Source organism: Neisseria sicca, from assembly GCF_017753665.1.
In the GTDB taxonomy this organism is placed as follows: Bacteria; Pseudomonadota; Gammaproteobacteria; order Burkholderiales; family Neisseriaceae; genus Neisseria; species Neisseria flava.
In genome coordinates, this window is record NZ_CP072524.1 from 2520229 (window position 1) to 2539593 (window position 19365).

General features: G+C 50.5%; 21 protein-coding genes. 13 read left to right on the top strand and 8 right to left on the bottom strand.

What is annotated here, in order from left to right; all coding sequences use genetic code 11:
• Positions 1-37: 37 nt before the first annotated feature.
• Together parC and J7445_RS11895 are read right to left on the bottom strand one after the other, a co-directional pair.
• Positions 38-2347 carry a DNA topoisomerase IV subunit A gene (gene parC, locus J7445_RS11890; RefSeq protein WP_070654721.1) on the bottom strand — a complete coding sequence of 770 codons (2310 nt, stop codon included), beginning with the start codon at positions 2345-2347 and terminating at the stop codon, positions 38-40.
• A 356-nt stretch (positions 2348-2703) separates the two neighbouring features.
• Positions 2704-2982, bottom strand: a complete 279-nt coding sequence (locus J7445_RS11895) for a hypothetical protein (protein ID WP_019271728.1) — start codon at positions 2980-2982, stop codon at positions 2704-2706.
• 294 nt (positions 2983-3276) lie between these two features.
• On the opposite strand from J7445_RS11895, the gene J7445_RS11900 reads away from it, so the two are divergent.
• The 4 genes from J7445_RS11900 (at position 3277) to J7445_RS11915 (ending at position 6561) form a co-directional block, all read left to right on the top strand.
• On the top strand, positions 3277-3969 hold the full coding sequence (locus J7445_RS11900) for a S24 family peptidase (protein WP_039408255.1): 693 nt from the start codon (positions 3277-3279) through the stop codon (positions 3967-3969).
• 208 nt (positions 3970-4177) lie between these two features.
• Positions 4178-4516 carry an iron-sulfur cluster insertion protein ErpA gene (erpA, locus tag J7445_RS11905; protein WP_003680162.1) on the top strand — a complete coding sequence of 113 codons (339 nt, stop codon included), beginning with the start codon at positions 4178-4180 and terminating at the stop codon, positions 4514-4516.
• A gap of 342 nt (positions 4517-4858) precedes the next feature.
• Positions 4859-5527, top strand: coding sequence for a hypothetical protein (locus J7445_RS11910; RefSeq protein WP_070654723.1), 669 nt, complete (start codon positions 4859-4861; stop codon positions 5525-5527).
• Between the two features lie 191 nt (positions 5528-5718).
• Positions 5719-6561, top strand: a complete 843-nt coding sequence (locus tag J7445_RS11915) for a class II glutamine amidotransferase (RefSeq protein WP_049226585.1) — start codon at positions 5719-5721, stop codon at positions 6559-6561.
• A gap of 53 nt (positions 6562-6614) precedes the next feature.
• Here J7445_RS11915 and J7445_RS11920 read toward each other — a convergent pair whose 3' ends face one another.
• The 4 genes from J7445_RS11920 to tldD all read right to left on the bottom strand — a co-directional run bounded on the left by J7445_RS11920 (position 6615) and on the right by tldD (position 12379).
• Positions 6615-6956: a hypothetical protein gene (locus J7445_RS11920; protein ID WP_045072473.1), complete on the bottom strand. Its 342-nt coding sequence runs from the start codon at positions 6954-6956 to the stop codon at positions 6615-6617.
• A gap of 129 nt (positions 6957-7085) precedes the next feature.
• Positions 7086-8153 carry a Fic family protein gene (locus tag J7445_RS11925; protein WP_070654724.1) on the bottom strand — a complete coding sequence of 356 codons (1068 nt, stop codon included), beginning with the start codon at positions 8151-8153 and terminating at the stop codon, positions 7086-7088.
• A gap of 145 nt (positions 8154-8298) precedes the next feature.
• Positions 8299-10572, bottom strand: a complete 2274-nt coding sequence (locus tag J7445_RS11930; protein ID WP_070654726.1) for a Tex family protein — start codon at positions 10570-10572, stop codon at positions 8299-8301.
• Positions 10573-10882: 310 nt separating this feature from the next.
• Positions 10883-12379: a metalloprotease TldD gene (gene tldD, locus J7445_RS11935; protein ID WP_209283077.1), complete on the bottom strand. Its 1497-nt coding sequence runs from the start codon at positions 12377-12379 to the stop codon at positions 10883-10885.
• Positions 12380-12569: 190 nt separating this feature from the next.
• Here tldD and J7445_RS11940 point away from each other — a divergent pair, with 190 nt between their 5' ends.
• From J7445_RS11940 to J7445_RS11960, 5 genes are all read left to right on the top strand, one after another.
• Positions 12570-13070: a hypothetical protein gene (locus J7445_RS11940; RefSeq protein ID WP_016687483.1), complete on the top strand. Its 501-nt coding sequence runs from the start codon at positions 12570-12572 to the stop codon at positions 13068-13070.
• A gap of 127 nt (positions 13071-13197) precedes the next feature.
• Complete coding sequence (locus J7445_RS11945; protein ID WP_070654728.1) at positions 13198-13968, top strand: DUF3304 domain-containing protein; 771 nt, start codon at positions 13198-13200, stop codon at positions 13966-13968.
• 110 nt (positions 13969-14078) lie between these two features.
• The gene (locus tag J7445_RS11950; RefSeq protein ID WP_070654730.1) at positions 14079-14369 is read left to right on the top strand and encodes an NTF2 fold immunity protein; all 291 of its coding nucleotides are present in this window, start codon (positions 14079-14081) and stop codon (positions 14367-14369) included.
• 82 nt (positions 14370-14451) lie between these two features.
• On the top strand, positions 14452-15213 hold the full coding sequence (locus J7445_RS11955) for a hypothetical protein (protein WP_070654732.1): 762 nt from the start codon (positions 14452-14454) through the stop codon (positions 15211-15213).
• A gap of 42 nt (positions 15214-15255) precedes the next feature.
• Positions 15256-15918 (top strand): PspA/IM30 family protein, encoded by a 663-nt coding sequence (locus tag J7445_RS11960; RefSeq protein ID WP_049222777.1) that lies wholly within the window; start codon positions 15256-15258, stop codon positions 15916-15918.
• A 97-nt stretch (positions 15919-16015) separates the two neighbouring features.
• Here the strand turns inward: J7445_RS11960 and J7445_RS11965 are convergent, their stop codons facing one another.
• Together J7445_RS11965 and J7445_RS11970 are read right to left on the bottom strand one after the other, a co-directional pair.
• A complete protein-coding gene (locus tag J7445_RS11965; protein WP_070654734.1) occupies positions 16016-16465 on the bottom strand; it encodes a PepSY domain-containing protein in 450 nt (149 codons plus the stop codon).
• Positions 16466-16519: 54 nt separating this feature from the next.
• Positions 16520-16864, bottom strand: a complete 345-nt coding sequence (locus tag J7445_RS11970) for a hypothetical protein (RefSeq protein WP_070654736.1) — start codon at positions 16862-16864, stop codon at positions 16520-16522.
• A 128-nt stretch (positions 16865-16992) separates the two neighbouring features.
• Between J7445_RS11970 and J7445_RS11975 the strand changes: the two genes are divergently transcribed.
• The 4 genes from J7445_RS11975 to J7445_RS11990 all read left to right on the top strand — a co-directional run bounded on the left by J7445_RS11975 (position 16993) and on the right by J7445_RS11990 (position 19327).
• Complete coding sequence (locus J7445_RS11975) at positions 16993-17220, top strand: hypothetical protein (protein WP_070654738.1); 228 nt, start codon at positions 16993-16995, stop codon at positions 17218-17220.
• Positions 17221-17288: 68 nt separating this feature from the next.
• Complete coding sequence (locus J7445_RS11980) at positions 17289-17771, top strand: OsmC family protein (RefSeq protein WP_070654740.1); 483 nt, start codon at positions 17289-17291, stop codon at positions 17769-17771.
• Between the two features lie 241 nt (positions 17772-18012).
• Complete coding sequence (locus J7445_RS11985) at positions 18013-18678, top strand: YqiJ family protein (RefSeq protein WP_070654742.1); 666 nt, start codon at positions 18013-18015, stop codon at positions 18676-18678.
• Between the two features lie 79 nt (positions 18679-18757).
• Positions 18758-19327, top strand: coding sequence for a hypothetical protein (locus J7445_RS11990; RefSeq protein ID WP_070654744.1), 570 nt, complete (start codon positions 18758-18760; stop codon positions 19325-19327).
• The last annotated feature ends 38 nt before the right edge of the window (positions 19328-19365 follow it).

Here is a 19365-nt window from a genome sequence, read left to right on the forward strand (position 1 = left end):
TTCTAGGTTTTCAATGTGTTACCGCGCCTTTTGTTGTTTATACGGAAGTCGCGGACAAGGTTTTCAGACGACCTGATACGTCCAAAACCTTCCCTTTTTTGCCGCGCTTGCCGTCGATGTCGCAAATGCGCAATTTTTCCTGATGCGCCGCACCGCGCTTGCCGACGGTTTCGACGATAAATTCCGCAGACGTGGTCACGAGGACATGTTCCAAAGATGCGCCTTCGGTCAGCGACATCAACTGCAAACCGCGCCCTTTGGGCATGACTTTGAGTTCGCCAATGGAAAACGCCAAGAGGCGGTGGTCGCTGCTTGCCAGTACAATTTTGCAGTCGGGATTGATGAGCGAAGAAGCATAAACCGCAATCGGCAGCAGGACGGTTTCGCCGCTGTCCACGGTCATCACCACTTTGCCCGCTTTCACGCGTCCGACCATATCGCCCAGTTTGGCGATGAAGCCGTAGCCGCCGCTGCCTGAGAGCAGGTAATGTCGTTCGGGCTGTCCGGTGAGCATGGCAACGGGTTTCGCGCCGTTTTGCAGCTCGATTAACGATGAAACCGGCACGCCGTCGCCGCGTCCGCCAGGGATTTCGGCGGCATCAAGCGTGTAGGTTCTGCCCAATGAATCGAGGATGACGACAGGTAAAACGGTGCGACCTTCAAGGGTTTGTTTGAGGCGGTCGCCTTCTTTGAACGCGGTTTGGCTCAAATCGAGATTGTGTCCGGCACGGCTGCGTATCCAGCCTTTTTCCGACAAAATCAGTGTGATGGGTTCGTCGGCGGTAGTCTGCGTCAACACGGCGCGTCCGGCCTCTTCCACCAGCGTGCGGCGCGCATCGCCGAACTGCTTCATGTCCGCCTGCATCTCTTTGATAATCAGCTTGCGTTTTTCGTTTTCGTCGCCCAAAAGGATATTTAGACGACCTTGTTCTTCGCGCAATTCGTTCAATTCTTTTTCGAGTTTGAAACCTTCCAAACGCGCCAACTGGCGCAGGCGGATTTCCAAAATGTCTTCGGCTTGGATTTCGGTCAGCCCGAACGCCGCCATCAAATCGGCTTTCGGGTCGTCTGATTCGCGGATGACTTTAATCACTTCGTCGATGTGCAGAAAGACTTTCAGACGACCTTCAAGGATGTGCAGCCGTTTTTCCACTTGGTTCAAACGGAATTTCAGACGGCGTGTTACGGTAACGATGCGGAAATCCAACCATTCCTGCAAAATCGTTTTCAGGTTTTTCTGCGCGGGGCGGTTGTCCAGCCCCATCATCACCAAGTTCATGGACACATTGCCTTCCAGCGAAGTCTGCGCCATCAGCGTGTTGATGAAGGTATCCGTATCGATGCGGCTGGATTTCGGTTCGAACACAAGGTGCACGGGATGTTCGCCGTCGGACTCGTCGCGCACGCGGTCGATTAAATCCAGCATCAGCTTTTTGGTGTTGAGCTGGTCTTGGTTCAGCTGTTTTTTGCCTGCTTTCGGTTTCGGGTTGGTTTGTTCTTCGATTTCGGCAAGGATTTTGGCGGAATTGGCGTTTGGCGGCAGCTCAGTCACAATCACGCGCCACTGTCCGCGCGCCAATTTCTCGATTTCATAACGCGCACGCACGCGCACGCTGCCCTTGCCGGTTTCGTAAATACGGCGCAATTCGTCCGCCGGCGTAATGATTTGACCGCCGCCGGCAAAGTCGGGCGCAGGAATATATTGCATCAGGTCGGCGGTTTCCAGTGTCGGTTTCTTCAACAACGCAATCGCCGCCTGCGTGACTTCATTCAAATTGTGCGACGGAATTTCGGTCGCCATGCCCACCGCGATGCCAGACGCACCGTTGAGCAGCACCATGGGCAGGCGGGCGGGCAGGTGTACAGGCTCGTCAAACGCGCCGTCGTAGTTCGGCACGAAATCCACCGTACCCTGATTGATTTCGGACAACAGCAATTCCGCAATCGGCGTCAGCCGCGCTTCGGTGTAACGCATCGCCGCCGCCCCGTCGCCGTCGCGTGAACCAAAGTTGCCGATGCCGTCGATTAAGGGGTAGCGCAAGGTAAAATCCTGCGCCATCCGTACCATCGCCTCATAGGCGGAACTGTCGCCGTGCGGGTGGTATTTACCCAAAATCTCGCCGACCACGCGCGCCGATTTCACCGGCTTCGCCCCCGCCATCAAACCCATATCGCGCATGGCAAACAAAATGCGCCGCTGCACGGGCTTTTGGCCGTCTGAAACTTCAGGCAGCGCGCGGCCTTTGACCACGCTCATGGCGTATTCGAGATAGGCGCGTTCGGCGTATTGACCTAACAGCAGGTAGTCTTCACCGACAGGGGATGGGACGGAAACGTGTTCGTTCATAAGGAAGCTGGAATGAAAGGTAAAGGGCGATATTGTAAAATAAAAATGGGGTTTCTGTTAGAGAAGGACAGTTCGTACTAAGTTTTGATTGGATATCGGCGGGAAGTTTGTAGAATTTTAGACATTAAGGGTCGTCTGAAAATTTTCAGACGACCCTTAATGTACAGTAGTGGTCAGTATTTCAGTACGGGTCAAACCGGTTTGTTAGCCTCATGCCCGTACGTTTGATATAAATGCCTTGTTTGCTCGGAGAAAGTATTTTCAGACGACATAGAAGGTCGTCTGAAAAGCTTTGGTTTGTTGTGAAAAGTAGGTTCGGTATTCTATAAACCTGCATAGTTTCGGAAATACAGCAGTTATTCGTACACAATGCCTGCAATTATCTCATGTTCGTTTAGTCCACCGTATTGTTGTTCCCAATCGTGTGAGGCTTCGAGTGTATCGCATTCTTGGGCAACGGATAATTGGATACCGTCCATTTTGTCGGAGACCATTCCGCTAAGGCGGTCGCACATCTCGGCAGAGAGATTTTGTTCGGAAGATTGATGGGCTTCTGAATAACTGAAAGGAAATGCCAAAAATCCTAAAACGAAGGCAGCGACGGCGAGCCATGCATTTTTACGGTAACGGTTCATTATATCCTCCAATCAAATGAAACTAAGATTTTTCTTACTTGCTTGTGTCAAACAGCCTTTGCTTCATGAAAATCTGATTACAATCATCGTAATATATGCCATGTTTTACCTGATTATGGCTGAGGAAGGCCTGGTTTGTTTGAAGCGTTAGAAGAATCATACTAAGCAAAAACAAAAAATGCAATACTTTTTCTTAATTCAACTAATATTTTTCTTACATTTTTAATAAAACTAAGGTAAAATAAACCCACAAGTGCTTCATTGTAGGAGGCGCATTTCAGCCTGAGGATCGATATGGATACATTTAAAGACAGATTGGTATTTTTGTGGAAAGACGAAGCGCGCCAAGCCAAAATTGCCGCAGACATTGATATGACCATTGCGGGATTTAGTAGGATTTGGAACGAAGGCGGTTTGCCGAAATCGGAAACTCTAAAAAAAATCAAACAACTGAAAGGTTGCAGTATTGACTGGCTGTTGACTGGGGAGGGGAGTCCGTTCCCTAATGTGCAAGTTCCGTCTTCTACTGCAGTTGCTTATGATACATTGGGTAATCCGGTTGATATCGACGAGTTTGTCTTTGTTCCTCGTTATGATATCCAGGCTGCCGCCGGACATGGGCGGTTAGTAGGTGATGAAAAACCTGTTTTTACCATGGCATTCCGTCGGTATTGGGTAGAAAATTATGTTACCCGTGATACTAAAAACCTTTCCGTTATTTCGGTCAAGGGGGATTCTATGGAAGGGGTTTTGAATGATGGGGATACTATTTTAATCAATCATGCTGAGACTGCGCCGAAGGATGGGCTGTACGTTTTGAGGCTTAATGAGAATTTGTTGGTAAAACGATTACAGCTGATGCCAGGCGGGGTGGTGAATGTGATTTCCGCCAATGAGGCTTATCCGACTTTTGAAATTGATTTGAATAATTTGACGGACGATGTTGCCATTATCGGGCGTGTCGAGTGGTTCGGGCGAAATATTTGAATGGTGTAGTCCTTGTATTTTCAGACGACTTGTTAAGTAGTGGTTTATGGTTTTTATCTCTATTGATAAATATAGAAGTGGACTCCATCTTGCATGGAGAAGTCCGTGAAGCTGCAACTCTTGATGCCGGTCAATCTGAGGGCAGACTTGCTTTAGGTTAAGGTTTGCAGGACAATATCGAAAATATTCATATAAAAGGAAACACATCATGTCAGACGAAAGTCCAATTATTTTCACTGATAGCTGCTGTACCAAGGTTGCCGATTTGATTGCAGAAGAAAACAATCCCGATTTGAAATTACGCGTGTTTGTTAATGGCGGAGGTTGTTCGGGATTCCAGTATGGTTTTACTTTTGATGAAATCAAAAATGATGACGATTTTGAAATTCAGAAAAACGGCCTGACTTTCTTGGTGGACCCGATGAGCTACCAATATTTGGTTGGTGCGGAAATTGATTACACTGAAAGTTTGCAAGGATCGCAATTTGTTATTCGTAATCCGAATGCGGAAACGACTTGCGGTTGTGGTTCATCCTTCTCAGTTTGAACCATATGTAGATAAAAAAAGGCCGTTTGTTTATACAAACGGCCTTTCGTTTGTAATTGCTTTCCAATAAAAATCATCTGTCTTATAATCTATAATTCCCTTTGGGAATATTTACTCATGTACTATTATGTTGTCTGTTATTTGATTTGCATCTGGTTTTTTGCCGATAGGGTTGTTTATCTAAAGGGATAACTATCAGATATTTGAGTAATTTAATAAATTTCGGGAGTGGTGTCTAAGTCAGATGATAAGTTGACGGATCGCTGCCGTGTATTATGGTATAGGAAAATCAAGCCGGTTTCCGTGAATGGGATTAAAAGTTCGGTTTGTTCTAGGATAACAATGAAAAACTCTGACAAACTTTACGATGTCTATGTTTCTTATCCGCCAGATGTCGATCATGAGCGTATCAATGCATGCCTATATGATAACTTGCCGGAAAAAGAAGCAGAAGATTTGGTTCAGGCACTTTCTGAACGTCCGCAAGCGATTATTGCCGAGAATTGTACACAGGACGAGCGCGAGAATGCGCAGCAGTATTTCAACTACTTGGGGCTTGATGTTATTGTGCGTCAATCCATGGAGTTGCAGGTAAGCGAGACTGAAGGTGACAATGAGGAGACCTCTTTAAAGCAATGTCCCGTTTGTATGACGATTACTGAGGATGTGGCAGCGGATGAATGTGCCGTCTGCCATTTCCATTTTGCCAGTGCAACCGAACAAATTATCCAACGCAAACGCATAGAATGGCAGGAAAAGGTTGCGTTCGAACATAAAAAACAAGCTGAAATCGCTCATAAATTGCAACTTGAAAAAGAGCGGGAAGAGAAGTTGATGCGGAAAGAGATCCGTGCCGAACTTGAAAGCAAATTGCGGCAGGAGTTGGGACAGGATCCTAGACTGGAGGCCCTTACTTCCAAGCGCAACATGATTGTTCTAGTTTCTGTTTTGGGTGTGTTGGCTATATTCGGCTTGGTAGCGGCAGGATATTTGGCAGCTAAATACCTTTGATGAATGCTTTAAATTTGAATATATCGTAGACCGGATTTCATTTTGAAATCCGGTTTTTATTATTGTGATGTCCTGCTATGAAGAGTTGTATTGATTTTGTGGGGATACTGTATCGTGTCTATTGAAACGGATTGTCCAATGTACCATAATCCGACTGTTCTATTCCTATTAAAACAATAAAGGTCAAAATTATGTGCCAACTGCTCGGCATGAACTGTAATACCCCAACGGACATTATGTTTTCCTTCGAGGGTTTCCGCCGCCGCGGCGGCATTACCGACCATCACGCCGATGGATTCGGTATCGGTTTCTTTGAAGGGAAAGGTGTACGATTGTTTCACGATGATAAGCCCAGCGCAAATTCTCCGGTTGCCGACTTGGTTCGCGCCTATCAAATTAAATCTGAAAACGTCATCGCCCACATCCGTAAAGCCTCGCAAGGGCAGACTTCTTTGGCCAATACCCATCCTTTTATGCGCGAAATGTGGGGCGAATATTGGCTCTTTGCGCATAACGGGCATTTGATTGATTTTTATCCGGAACAAGGCGAGTATTACCATGCTGTCGGTACGACCGACTCCGAACGTGCATTTTGTTATATCCTCAACCGGCTTCGCAGCCGTTTTGCTGAGAAACCTGATTCCGATACTTTGTTTGATGCCGTTGCTGCGCTAACTCACGAAATTCGCCGCTTTGGATTGTTCAATTTTGTGATGTCCAACGGCGACTGCCTGTTTGCACATGCCAGCACGCTGCTGCACTATATCGTGCGCAAAGCTCCTTTCGGCAAGGCACGGCTTTTGGATGATGACGTGATGGTCGATTTTTCCGCAGTTACCACCCCGAATGACAAAGTCTCCGTTATTGCCACACTGCCCTTGACCCGAGACGAAACTTGGTCGCAATTAGCTGTTGATGAATTAGTCATGTTCCGAGACGGCGATATTGTCCGCAGCGACCGCCCTGAAAGCCCTGTTTACATGAGCGCGGAAGAGGGGTTGGCAATTGCCCGCGCAGTCGGCGTGTCCGTATAAATATGAAAGGTCGTCTGAAAAATGTTCAGACGACCTTTTTCATGCTGGTCGTATCAATAATTGGTCGAGCAGAACTGCTCACGCTTGTCCGCATCGGCGGCATAACACGTCAAGCCCATGCCTGCCGCGTTGCTGTTGTTCGCCTTCGCTCCCGGTTTTTTGTTCACCAAAACTTTGCCGTTTTTCCCGATTTCCACGGTTACGCCTTTACCGTTTTTCAGCTTCCATTTCAACACCTGCGCATCGGCATTCTGACACTTGTTGACCGAACAGCCGCCTTCAGTCGCCACATTGCCGTTTTTATAAATCACACACTGCTGCTGGCTGTCGGCGCAAGCCGCATAGGCAGCAACGGAAAAACAGGAAATCAGTGCGGCAAACAAAACAGGTTTCATAGTTTGGACTCCTTGGGTGGTGATGATGGGTTTGCAATATCTCAAACTATACGCTTGTTCGTATCGATAAGCCATCGGGCGTCAGGTAAGCAATATATTGATTCGATATTGGGTAAGTTTCAAATGTTATTAATCAGTTGGTAATAAAATATTCATCAGCGCGATATTGATATAGTAGTTGCTTCTGCCTATCTTTTCTTTGTGCAGGAATCCGCCTTCTGTCAGTTCGTCCAGGTATTTGGCGGCACTGGGGCGGGAAACTTTCAGCGTTTTCATCAGGAAATCGATTTTTGTGTAGGGATGATTGAACAGGTGGTTAATCAGGTCTTGGCTGTAGAAGTTGAAGTTTTCCCTGATGCGGTGTTTGTAGTCCAGCATCGCCTGATGGATCTGCTGCACGGTATCGATGCCGTCCTTGGCGGTTTGTTCCACAGCTTCCAGCATATACAGCAGCCAGCCTTCCCATTCACCCGTATCGCGTACGTGTTGCAGCAGGCGGTAATATTCGCTTTTGTTCCGTACTAGATAGCGGCTGAGGTATAAGACTGGAATATCCAGCAATCCGGTTAAAACCAGATACAGCACATTGATAATCCTGCCTGTTCTGCCGTTGCCGTCGTAAAACGGGTGAATGCTTTCAAACTGGTGATGGAGCAGCGCCATGCGGATAAGCGGGTCGATAGGTTTTTCCGTGTTGTCGTCGTTGATAAATGCTTCCAATCTGCTCATCAGGCGGATGATGTCGTCCGTATGTTGCGGCGGCGTATAGACGGTTTCGCCGGTACGGTCGTTTCTCAGCATCGTCCCCGACTGTTTACGGAATCCGGCACGGTTCTTTTCCAACTCGGCCTGTATCGTCAAAATATGATTGTTGGTCAGCATTCCGTGTTTTTGGATAAGGTCGAAGCCGCAATGCAGCGCTGAAGCATAATTTTGCACTTCTTTGATGGTAGGACTGGATGGACTTGCCGATATTCCTGCACGGAACAGTTCGTCATGGGTGGTAATGATATTTTCGATTTCCGAACTGTCTTTGGCTTCCTGCAAAGACAGCGTGTTAATCAGAATGCCTTGGTTGGGAATGTTGCGGCAGATACCTTTTAATTCGGCCAGATAACGATGTGCGGAATTCAGTTTTTTCAAGACAGGGACCGTTTCGAGGTCTGCTTCGGGAGGGAATTGTTCGATCGAGTACATTTTAGGTTTTCGGTTAATTAATAAAAAAATCCCATTTTTTTGCTATATCGCTTCGATATGATAAAAAAACGGGATTTTTTTTACAATTTAATTTTATTTATTTGTTTCAAAACGGTTTTACTTTAAATAGCACTTCAGACTAATGTTACCGCTTCAACTTCGCAAACGCATCCGCCATCGCCGAATTGGTCGGGGTGCGGTCGTTGCGTTGGGGTTTGCGGTCGCGGCGTTCCTGATGTCGGGTTTCAGACGACCTGTTGCCTTTGGTTGCGCCGCCTGGTTCGTCATCCAAGCGCATGGTGAGCGCGATACGTTTTCTGGCGGCATCGACTTCCAGCACTTTCACTTTCACCACGTCGCCGGCTTTCACCACTTCGCGCGGGTCTTGGACAAATTTATTAGACAGGGCGGAGATGTGCACCAAGCCGTCCTGATGGACGCCGATGTCCACGAATGCGCCGAAGTTGGCGACGTTGGAAACTACGCCTTCGAGTATCATGCCGACTTGCAAGTCGCTGATTTCGTGGATGCCTTCGGCGAAGGAGGCTGTCTGAAACTCGCCGCGCGGGTCGCGGCCGGGTTTTTCCAGTTCGGACAGGATGTCCAAAATGGTCGGCAGGCCGAAGCGTTCGTCGGTAAAGTCGGACGCTTTGATTTGCTTCACGCGCTCGCGGTTGCCGATGAGTTCGGCGGCGGTAATGCCTTGTTGCGCCAGCATTTTGGCGACGACGGGATAGGCTTCGGGGTGGACGGCGCTTGCGTCCAGCGGCTCTTTGCCGCCGTTAATCCGCAAAAAGCCCGCCGCCTGCTCGAAGGTTTTTTCGCCCAAACGCGGTACTTTCAGCAATTTTTTGCGGCTGTCGAACGCGCCGTTTTCATCGCGGTAGGCGACGATGTTTTGGGCAAGGGTTTGATTCAAACCGGAAATCCGCGCCAAGAGCGGGGCGGAGGCGGTGTTCACGTCCACGCCGACGGCATTCACGCAGTCTTCGACCACCGCGTCCAGTGATTTGGCGAGCTGGCTTTGGTTCACGTCGTGCTGATACTGGCCCACGCCGATGGATTTGGGGTCGATTTTGACCAGTTCGGCGAGCGGGTCTTGCAGCCTGCGGGCGATGGACACCGCGCCGCGCAGGGAAACGTCCAAGTCTGGGAACTCGCGTGCCGCCAGTTCGGACGCGGAATAAATCGACGCGCCGGCTTCGGACACGACGATTTTGTGCAGCCCCATTTCCGGCATTCCGCGCACCAGTTCGCCCGCGATTTTGTCGGTTTCGCGGCTGGCGGTGCCATTGCCGATGGCGATGAGCTTCACGCCGTGCTGTTTAATCAGGCGCGACAGTGTTGCCAACATATTGTTTTCTTGGTGTAAATAGACGATGACGGTATCCAGCAGCTTGCCCGTGTCATCTACCACGGCGCATTTCACGCCGTTGCGGTAGCCCGGGTCGAGACCCAAAGTGGTCAGCCGTCCGGCAGGCGCAGCGAGCAGCAAGTCTTTGAGATTGCGGGCGAACACGGTAATCGCGTCGGTGTCGGCGGCTTCTTTCAGACGACCTAAGGCTTCAAGTTCCAGCGACAAAAAGATTTTTGCACGCCAAGTCAGGCGCACGGTGTCGCGCAGCCATTTGTGGCCGTCTGAAACCTTGAAACGGCGGGCGATGAGTTGCTCGTATTCGCTTTGCTGCGTAATCGGCGTGTCGTCGGGCTGGTATTTGAGCGCGATGTTCAACACGCCTTCGTTGCGGCCGCGCAAAACCGCCAGCGCGCGGTGGCTGGGCATGGCGCGGACGGGTTCGCGGTGGTCGAAATAATCGCTGAATTTTTCGCCTTCGGTTTCTTTGCCTTCAACGACTTGCGCGTGGATTTCGGCTTCGTTCCACAGCTTGTCGCGCAGCGTGCCGATGAGTTCCGCGTCTTCGGCAAACTGCTCCATCAGAATCGCGCGCGCGCCGTCCAATGCGGCTTTGGCGTCGGGGACGTTTTCGTTCAGGTAACCTTGCGCGGCGGCTTCCACGTTCTGTGGCTGCTCGGCAAGCAACACGTCTGCCAGCGGCTGCAACCCGTGTTCGCGCGCGATTTGCGCCTTGGTGCGGCGTTTGGGCTTGTAGGGCAGATACAGGTCTTCCAGCGCGGTTTTGTTGTCGGCGGCTTCGATTTGCGCCCTGAGGTCGTCTGAAAGTTTGCCTTGCTCTTCAATGCTTTTTAAAACAACGGCTTTGCGCTCTTCCAGCTCGCGCAGGTATTGCAGCCGCTCGGCAAGCTGGCGCAACTGCGTATCGTCCAGCCCGCCCGTGGCTTCTTTGCGGTAACGGGCGATAAACGGCACGGTCGCACCGTCGTCCAAAAGGTCGACGGCGGCGGTGATTTGGGCGGCGGTGGCGGAGAGTTCTTGAGAGAGGATTTGGGTGATGTTCATGAGGAAAGGTCGTCTGAAAAAGTGATCATTATATCAATGGAAGAGGAGGGAGGAGGAGGCGTCTGAAAATGGAAATCGGTTTGAAATACATGTCAAATCGGTTTCAGACAACTTTTATTGTGAGGCATTAGGCTGTCGTTTTCTTTTTCTGTTTTTTTAGCCAGTTCTTTCCTAACAAGATGCCGATGGTGGCGCAGAAGAGGGCGGCAAACCACAGGTAGAATGAATGTGGGTTGGCTTGAATATGTTACAAAACGTCGTCTGAAAACCCTCAATACAGTTTTCAGACGACGTTTTATTTTTACTTGCCTTAAATCTCACTGCCACCGACGGTCAGTCCCGAATCAATCCGCAAGGTCGGTTGCCCGACGCCGACAGGAACACTCTGCCCATCTTTGCCGCACACGCCGACACCGCTATCCAACGCAGTATCGTTACCTATCATGGAGACGTGTTTCAACACTTCAGGGCCGTTGCCGATGATGGTTGCGCCTTTGACGGGATATTGCAGTTTGCCGCCTTCGACCCACCACGCTTCGGATGCGCTGAAGACGAATTTGCCACTGGTGATGTCCACCTGTCCGCCGCCGAAATTGACGGCGTAAATGCCTTTGTCGATAGACGCGATGATTTCGTCGGGTTCGTAGCCGCCGTTTTCCATGAAAGTATTGGTCATGCGCGGCATGGGGGCGGAGGCGTAACTTTCGCGGCGGCCGTTGCCAGTGGATTGCGTACCCATCAGGCGAGCGTTGGTTTCGTCCTGCATATAGCCGACCAAGATGCCGTCTTCAATCAATACGGTGCGGCGTGTTTCGTTGCCTTCGTCGTCGATATTGAGCGAACCGCGTCTGTCGGCGATGTCGCCTTGGTCAACGACGGTCACGCCTTTGGCGGCAACGCGCTCGCCGATTCTACCTGAAAAGACACTGGTTTCTTTGCGGTTGAAATCGCCTTCCAAGCCGTGTCCGACGGCTTCATGCAGCAACACGCCCGGCCAGCCGTTGCCCAAGACAACGGTCATTTCGCCCGCGGGTGCAGGGCGGGATTCAAGATTAATCAGGGCTTGTTTGACGGCTGAATCGACAAACTGCCGCACCAAAGTTTCATCGAAATAAGCCAAGTCATAGCGTCCGCCACCGCCCGCGCTGCCCTGTTCGCGCCTGTCGCCCTGTTTGGCGATGACGGTAACGTTCAGGCGTACCATCGGACGGATGTCGGCGGCGTGTCGGCCGTCGAGGCGGGCGATGTAAATCATGTCGTATTCGCAGGTCAGCCCCGCCATCACTTGCACAATGCGCGGATCGGCGGCTTTGGCAAGCGTTTCTACTTTGTTTAACAAAGCAACTTTGGCAGCGGAGTCGAGACCGATAATGGGATTCAGCGTCGCATGAACGGATTTGCCGTATGCAGCGGACGGTACTTTGACAGAAGCTTCGCCGCCTGCCGCACCGATAACGCGGACGGCTTGGGCGGAACGGTTGATCGAATCGATACACAAACTGTCCGCATAGGCAAAAGCGGTTTTTTCGCCCGAAACAGCGCGCACGCCCACACCCTGATCGATTTGGAAACTGCCCGATTTGACGATACCCTCTTCCAAGTGCCAGCTTTCAAAAGCAGTGCGCTGGCAGTAGATGTCGGCGTAATCGACGTGATGCGCGCCGATGATGCTCAGGCTTTTGGCGAGCAGCTCGGGAGAAAGGTGATTGGCTTCGAGCAAATCGCGCTGTACGGTAGCGTAAGTTGAGTGCATGGTTTTCAGACGACCTTCAGGGCTGGGGAAACTTGGGGCTTGATTATACGGCATTTGTTATGACTTTGGATATGTCGATTGTTTGTATTTATAAGGGGTTAGGGTCGTCTGAAAACAAGGGGCGGATAGGGATGATTGCTCAGATGGGCCGGTATTTACATAATTAAACTGTTTTGAACATTGCATCTTGTCATTTCATTCTGTACATTTGTATTCAAATGAATACAAAACAAATCAAACGAATATGAATGCGACAAACCGTATCCCCGTTAGCGTGCGAATCACTCAGGAAGACGCTGATTTTATTGCCGAATTAAAAATCGAAGGCGCGAATACGCCGTCTGAAAAAATCCGCGAGCTGCTCAAGCAGGCGCGTTTGGCGCATACGCAGACGCGCGATTACGGTTCCGCGCTGACGGCGCAGGAGCAGTTTTTCCAAGCGGCGAAACATGATGTATTGCACGCGGAAAAGCAGGCGGGGGCGCATTCGCATATCGTGGCGCGTTTGTTTGAGCAGCTGCCCGACTTAGGCGCGACGCTCGCCGCCGACCTGCCCGAAGAAGCCGACCTCGACGATTTGAAAAAATACGAACGCGAACTGATGTGGCGCATCGTCCGCCTGACCGACAGCATCTTGCAGCTCGCCGTAACCGGCAAAGGCGCGGCATACGACGATACCGTACTGCAACAGCTTGAGAACACTTTGAAACTGGCGAAAATTGTGCAGCAGGCGGGTGAGGTTTAAAGCTTGAGCGAAAGGCTGACTGAAATATGGGGTACAGATGACATGGTTTTAATGAGTAAATTTGATTATCAAGAAGCTGTCTGACATCTCTTTTCAGGCTACTGTTCCCATTTTTAAGGAATACTTAATGAAACCCTACCCCTATTTGTTATTTTTTTCCCTATTTTTGTCAGCCTGCACGCAGGTTGAACCCAAACCGTCCGGCAGCGTCCCTGTTTCCGTCCGCAGCGTCAATTACAACGCCGATAGGGGCGTTACCTTCAGCCTTTATTACGTGGGCGGTAAAGCTGATCCGCAAATCAAGGAGAATTCGAACAGTCCCATCTATATGGACGGTTATTATCCTGTTGGCGGTGATAACCTGACCGCACTTGCGGGAGGCGGCATTAATTGTTGCGCGAACCTTCCCGTCAAGTGGCATCCGGATCTGAAATATACCGTTTTATGGCAGGAGGGGTCGGGGGCGATTGACGACGAGACGACGTACCGTTATACGGCGCAGTTGCCTGAATATACGAAACCCGAAGACATTACGGTGGCGTTTTATCCGAACCATCAGGTGGAATTCGTATTAGGTAGCGCAATGGCTGGCGGGGCAGGATGGAAAGGGCGTGAGAAGGCAGATCCGTTGACGGCATGTATGGCAAAGAACGAGAAGAAGTTCTGCTATATGTATTTGCCACATTATGAGAATGTGGATGATCAGTTTGTAGAATGGATTAGGAAAGATTGTCGCCATGTATTAGAGGGTCACCCGGAAAAAGTAGTTACTGTTTCTTCAAGTAAACAGGAATGTTTAGACTGGGAGAAAAAATGTTTGGCAGGTCTTGAATATCCAGAAGTTTCCAATAAGGAAATGTGTAGAATCAACTGGCGTTCGCCTGAATATGGAGAGTAAAACCAGATGGCAAAAATGGCTGAGAAATGCAGAGAGCAACCTTTTGTATTAAGACCAAATGAGTTAAAGAATATCAATACATGAAGCGTAAATAAAAGGCTGATTGAAAAATGAAAATCCACCATTGGCTTCTGACCGGTATGTTCATCTATCCTTCTTTGGCTGCGAGCGCGGACGGCGGCGCACAACCTGTTACCGAGCAACAAGTCCTGCGGCTGACCGAAATTTATGTGACGCAGCATTACGGTGAACAAACCGCTCAAGCGCAAAAGCCGTATCGGGTGAAAAAAGACGGGGAACATTGGATTATCAGCGGCAAACCACCTAAAGCATTGGGCGGCAATTTCCGCGCCGTTATTGGAGCAAACGGTCGGCTGGAAGAAATCACGCATAGCAAGTAGTGTAAGGTTTGAGGTCGTCTGAAACCCGCTTCCCTTTCATTCCTAAACATTCATATCGGACATCAAAGACAGAGGCAAACAGATGGAAAAATGGATAGCAGAAGCATACGAACTATTTGCACCTTACAGCGTGCGCTTCCCGCTGAATATCTGCACTTGCAATAGCTGCTCTCCCGAAGATTTCCAACAGGCGTTGTTGGAATATCCGTTGCGCGAGATTCCTACCGATATGTTGCAGGCGTATTTGGGCAGCGTGCCTTTGGACAAAGGAGCTGCGACGGCTTTAGACATGAAACATTTTCTGCCGCGTATTTTGCAGGCTTTGGTCAACGAGGAAGATGTCCGATCGCTTGATGAAACGTTGCTCGATAAGTTGCGTTGCAATTTGCCTGAATGCTGGAAAAAAGAAGAAATCGATTGGTTAAAACGTTTCGCCGCCGCTTGGTTTGACTCGCAACTGACCGCGCCACGCTATGAAGGCTGCTTGGTCGTTTGGCTGAATATGTTTCAATTCGCCGGATTGGATGTTGTCGACGAACTGCTGGCAGTGTGGACGGAGCAGGCGGATAAAACGGCAGCTTTACGCGAATTTGTCGACTTGTATTTAGAAATTCCGTATGGAAGCGACGAGCCGGATTGGCACAAAGTCTGCTATCTGCCCGAGCATTGTCCGAATAGAACGCAATTCGCTGCCCGACTGTCGGCTTGGTTTGCCCACCCGGATACCCGCGCCACATTCAGACGAGCTTTAGAACAAGCCCTGCTGGAAGGCAAAGAAGACGAAAACGAAACATTGTCATGGGAGCAATGTTACGACTGGTTGGCACAATCAAATGCCCGCTAAACACAATATTTCTCATGATTTTATAAAGAAAGGAAAATCCAAATGAGCGAAACCCTATCCCGCAGAGTGGGCCGTCTGGTAAGCGGCGGTTTTCATGCCCTGATTGATGCGGCGGAGAACCTTGCGCCCGAAGCAGTAATGAACGAGAGCATCCGCGAAATCGAGCGGGCGGTGGACGAAGTGCGTGCCGAATTGGGCAAAGTGTTGGCGCAGAAACACCTTGCCGCCAAGAAAATGGCGGACGAGAGCAACCGCCACGAAGCCATCGATGCCAACCTGCAAGCCGCCGTAGCGGCGGGGCGCGACGATCTTGCCGAGGCGGGTATCGCCGAACAAATGGACATCGAAGCGCGTCTGCCTGTTTTGGAAAACACCATCGCCGACTGCGCCGCGCAGGAAAAAGAACTTGAAGGCTTTATCGCCGCATTGCAGGCGAAAAAACGCGAGATGCAGCAGCAGTTGCAAGACTGGCGTGCCGCGCAGCAAAGCACGGGCGCAGGCAAAGCGGCAGGTGGCAGCGACCTCAACCGCATCGCCCGTGATGCCGAAAAAAGCGGCAACGCTTTCGACCGCGTGATGGGTCGTCAAAACGCGGTACACAGCAGTACCGATGCGGCGCAGTTGGCAAAATTGAAGGAATTGGAAGACTTGAGCCGCAACAACCGTATTGCTGAAAGATTGGCGGCGTTGAAGGCTGGAAAATAAGTTTTCAGACGACCTCCTTTGTCGGAAAGGTCGTCTGAAAAGAAAAACGCCGCGCGAAGCTTGTCCTTGCGGCGTGTGGCGGAACGGATTAATCGAATTAATAGTCGATGTGTTCGCTGATGATGCGCAAATCCGGCCATGAGAAAACGATGTCGTATTCGCGTCCGTTTTTGAAGGCTTCAGCTTTCAATACGGGGCGGCCGCGGCGGTCATCGGCTTCGATTTCGTGAACTTGGTAGCCGCGTCGTTCGAGAATCCGCATCACTTGTGCGCGTTTTTGCTCGAAAGACGGATCGCTGTAAATTTGGTGTTCGATGTAGTCGTCATCGTAATACTTGCCGTCGCGGTAACGGTAGTCGTCATAACGGTCGTCATCGCGATCATAACGATCATCATAACGATCATCATAGCGGTCATCGTAACGGTCATAACGCTGCTCGTAGCGGTCGGTACGATAGTCGTCATCGTAATAGTCGTAAGGATAAGGGGCGGCGCATGCGGTCAGTGCGATACTGCCTAAGAGTAATGCCGGTAAGAGTTTTTTCATGTCGTATCCTTTCGGGACGTGGGGTAAGTCAAATCAAGAATATTTGGAAGCGGATTATAAATCGACGCGTTCTACGAGAATGTTCAAATCGGGATAAGACATCACGATTTTGTATTCCAAGCTGCCTTTGTAGGCCTCAAATTCCAAAACGGGTCTTGCCCAATGCAGGTCGGTGTCGGAATCGTGGACTTCGTAGCCTCTGCTGTGCAGGATGGACAAAGCACGGTCGTGGTGTTGTGCGAACGCCGGGTCTGTCTCCATACGGTATTGGGCGTAGTCTTCGTAAAGGTCGAAACCTTCTGCTGCAAGAAAAATGGCGCAAACAGCGGCGACAGGAAGCAGCAATTTTTTCAAAAGCGGTTTGGGCGGTTTTGTATATTGCGACTGAGAATGTTTCATTTCGTTCCCTTTGCGTCTGTTGTCGGTATAGACATTTAAACACGCAGGACTTAGGGAAAAGTTAGGAGCGGTTTCAGACGACCTTTCTTTACGATACGCACAGGTCGTCTGAAAAACAGGGGATTTTGATGATTTTTGCCATTTTGATCGGCTTGCTAACCGCCGTCTTGCTTTACTTTGTGATGTTTAAGGATTGGGAAGAATTTGTCGAATGCGTCGAATTCTGTTGCACACCCGACATTATCAGCGCGCTGCGGGGGCGGTATTGGGATGACGTATGGGCGGAGACCAAAATCCTGCTGTGGCTGAGCATCAGCGTGATGGCTGGCGTATCTGCCTATTTCTGGCTCAACTAGAACCAGCGTTTTAAGGCGGATACCGTCTTTATTGCCGCGAACAGTAAATGATTGAAAGGAATGTCAAAATGAGCAAAAAACACACTTACCGCACCACTACAACATGGACGGGCAATCTCGGCAAAGGCACATCATCCTACACCGCTTATTTGCGCAACTTTACCGTTTCCGCCGAGGGCAAGCCCGACTTACACGGTTCCGCTGACCCGGCTTTCCGCGGCGATGCGGGCCGCTGGAACCCCGAAGAAATGCTGCTGGCCGCCGTTTCTGCCTGCCACAAACTATGGTACCTGCACCTGTGTGCCGACGCGGGCATCTGCGTTACCGCCTACACCGATCATGCCGAAGCGGTGATGGACGAAGGCGGGAATGGGAGCGCGGGGCGTTTCGTCTCCGCCGTGTTGAAGCCGCGCGTTACCATCGCCGCAGGAGGCGACCACGCCAGGGCTTTGGAACTGCATCACGAAGCGCACCGCCTGTGTTTCATCGCCAACTCGGTCAACTTTCCGATTGAATGTCGCGCCGAAATTGAGAGCGGAGAGGTCGTCTGAAAACCGAATGTCTGTTTGGGATGCACGGATAGGTCAAATTCAAATAAGGCATACCTAATGCCGTCATTCCCGCGCAGGCGGGAATCCAGACCTCGATTCTTCAGAAGTATTATTTGAAGATTGCCGTAATCGCAAACTTCTGGATTCCCACCTGCGCGGGAATGACGGCAGTCAAACATTCAAATTTTCGCAAGCAGTCTACTTAAGGTCGTCTGAAAGTTGACAGAACAAGGAACGGAATATGTGGAATTTAATCAACGCCCCCGAGACGGAAATCTTCGGCATCGCCATCGCGCTGATGGTTTTGCTCGGCGTATTGGAAGTCATCTCTATGCTGGCGGGCGGCATCAGCGACTGGCTGGACAACCTGCTGCCCGACAGCCTGACCGAAACCGCGCATACCGAAGTCGGGCTGGACGCGGCGGACGCAGGCGTGTTCGTCAGGTTTCTGAGCTGGCTGTATGTCGGACGCGTGCCGGTGTTGATGCTGATGGTCGTGTTCCTTGCCGTGTACGGACTGACGGGCTATCTCTTTCAGACGACCTTTGCCGCCGTGTTCGGCAGCTATCTGAATGGATGGCTGGCGGCAGTCGCCGTGTGGTTCATTTCGCTGCCGCTGGTGCGCCTGACGGCGGGCGGACTGTACAAAATCATGCCCAAAGACGAAACCACCGCCGTTTCGCAGGAAAGCCTAATCGGACGCATCGGCACAGTGGTGCTGGGCGAGGCGCGGGCAGGCAGCGCGGCGCAGGTGCGGGTGAAGGATGTGTATGGTCAACAGCATTATGTGATGGCAGAACCGGATTCTGACGAAGTGTTGAAACAGGGCGACTCGGTGTTGCTGGTGTCGCTGGAGGGAAATACGTTTAAGGCAATTTTGAATCCGAGCGGGAGCTTGGTGGATTGAGGTCGTCTGAAAAGATAAACGCCGGTTTGCAATGAATCACCATTTATCAATTAATTAGAAAAACAAAACGGGGATAGATATGGATTATTTGGCGCAGTCCGAGCGCGATATGCAATCCCGCATCGAAGCGTTGAAAAACAAGCTGCCACGAGGAGTCATCGTTGTCGGCGACGGACTACTGTTTCAGCATTCGTTATTCAGAGGTTTGTTGTTTCAACCCTTGGTTGCTTTCTTGTTCGGTCTCATCGGCGTAGGCGGTCTCTGGTCGAAGATGGTGAAATGGATGGATCCATCGTTTTCAAGCAATATGACTTGGCTGCTGGCTATTATGCTCACGCTGTTTTGGTTGTGGCGCGTGGAACGTTGGTGGTGCGGGCTGACGACCCGGAAATCGATTTATATTGATCGCGAAAAATTGATTATTTACGGTGCATTCGGACGCATCCGTTATCAAGGCGGACATGACGGGGCTTACAGGAAGTTTGACCGTATACATATGCGGGACATCGTCGGAGTCAGTCTGATTACCGAACGCAGAGGAACAACAGTCATCGGCGGGTTGCTGGGCTTAGGAAGACACAATATTTGTACAACAGCTTCCCAAAACGAATTTATTGAATTAACAGGTTGGCAGTGGAATTCAAGGTAAGATACCCAGCTATCAGACTGCGAAAAAAGAAACACCCA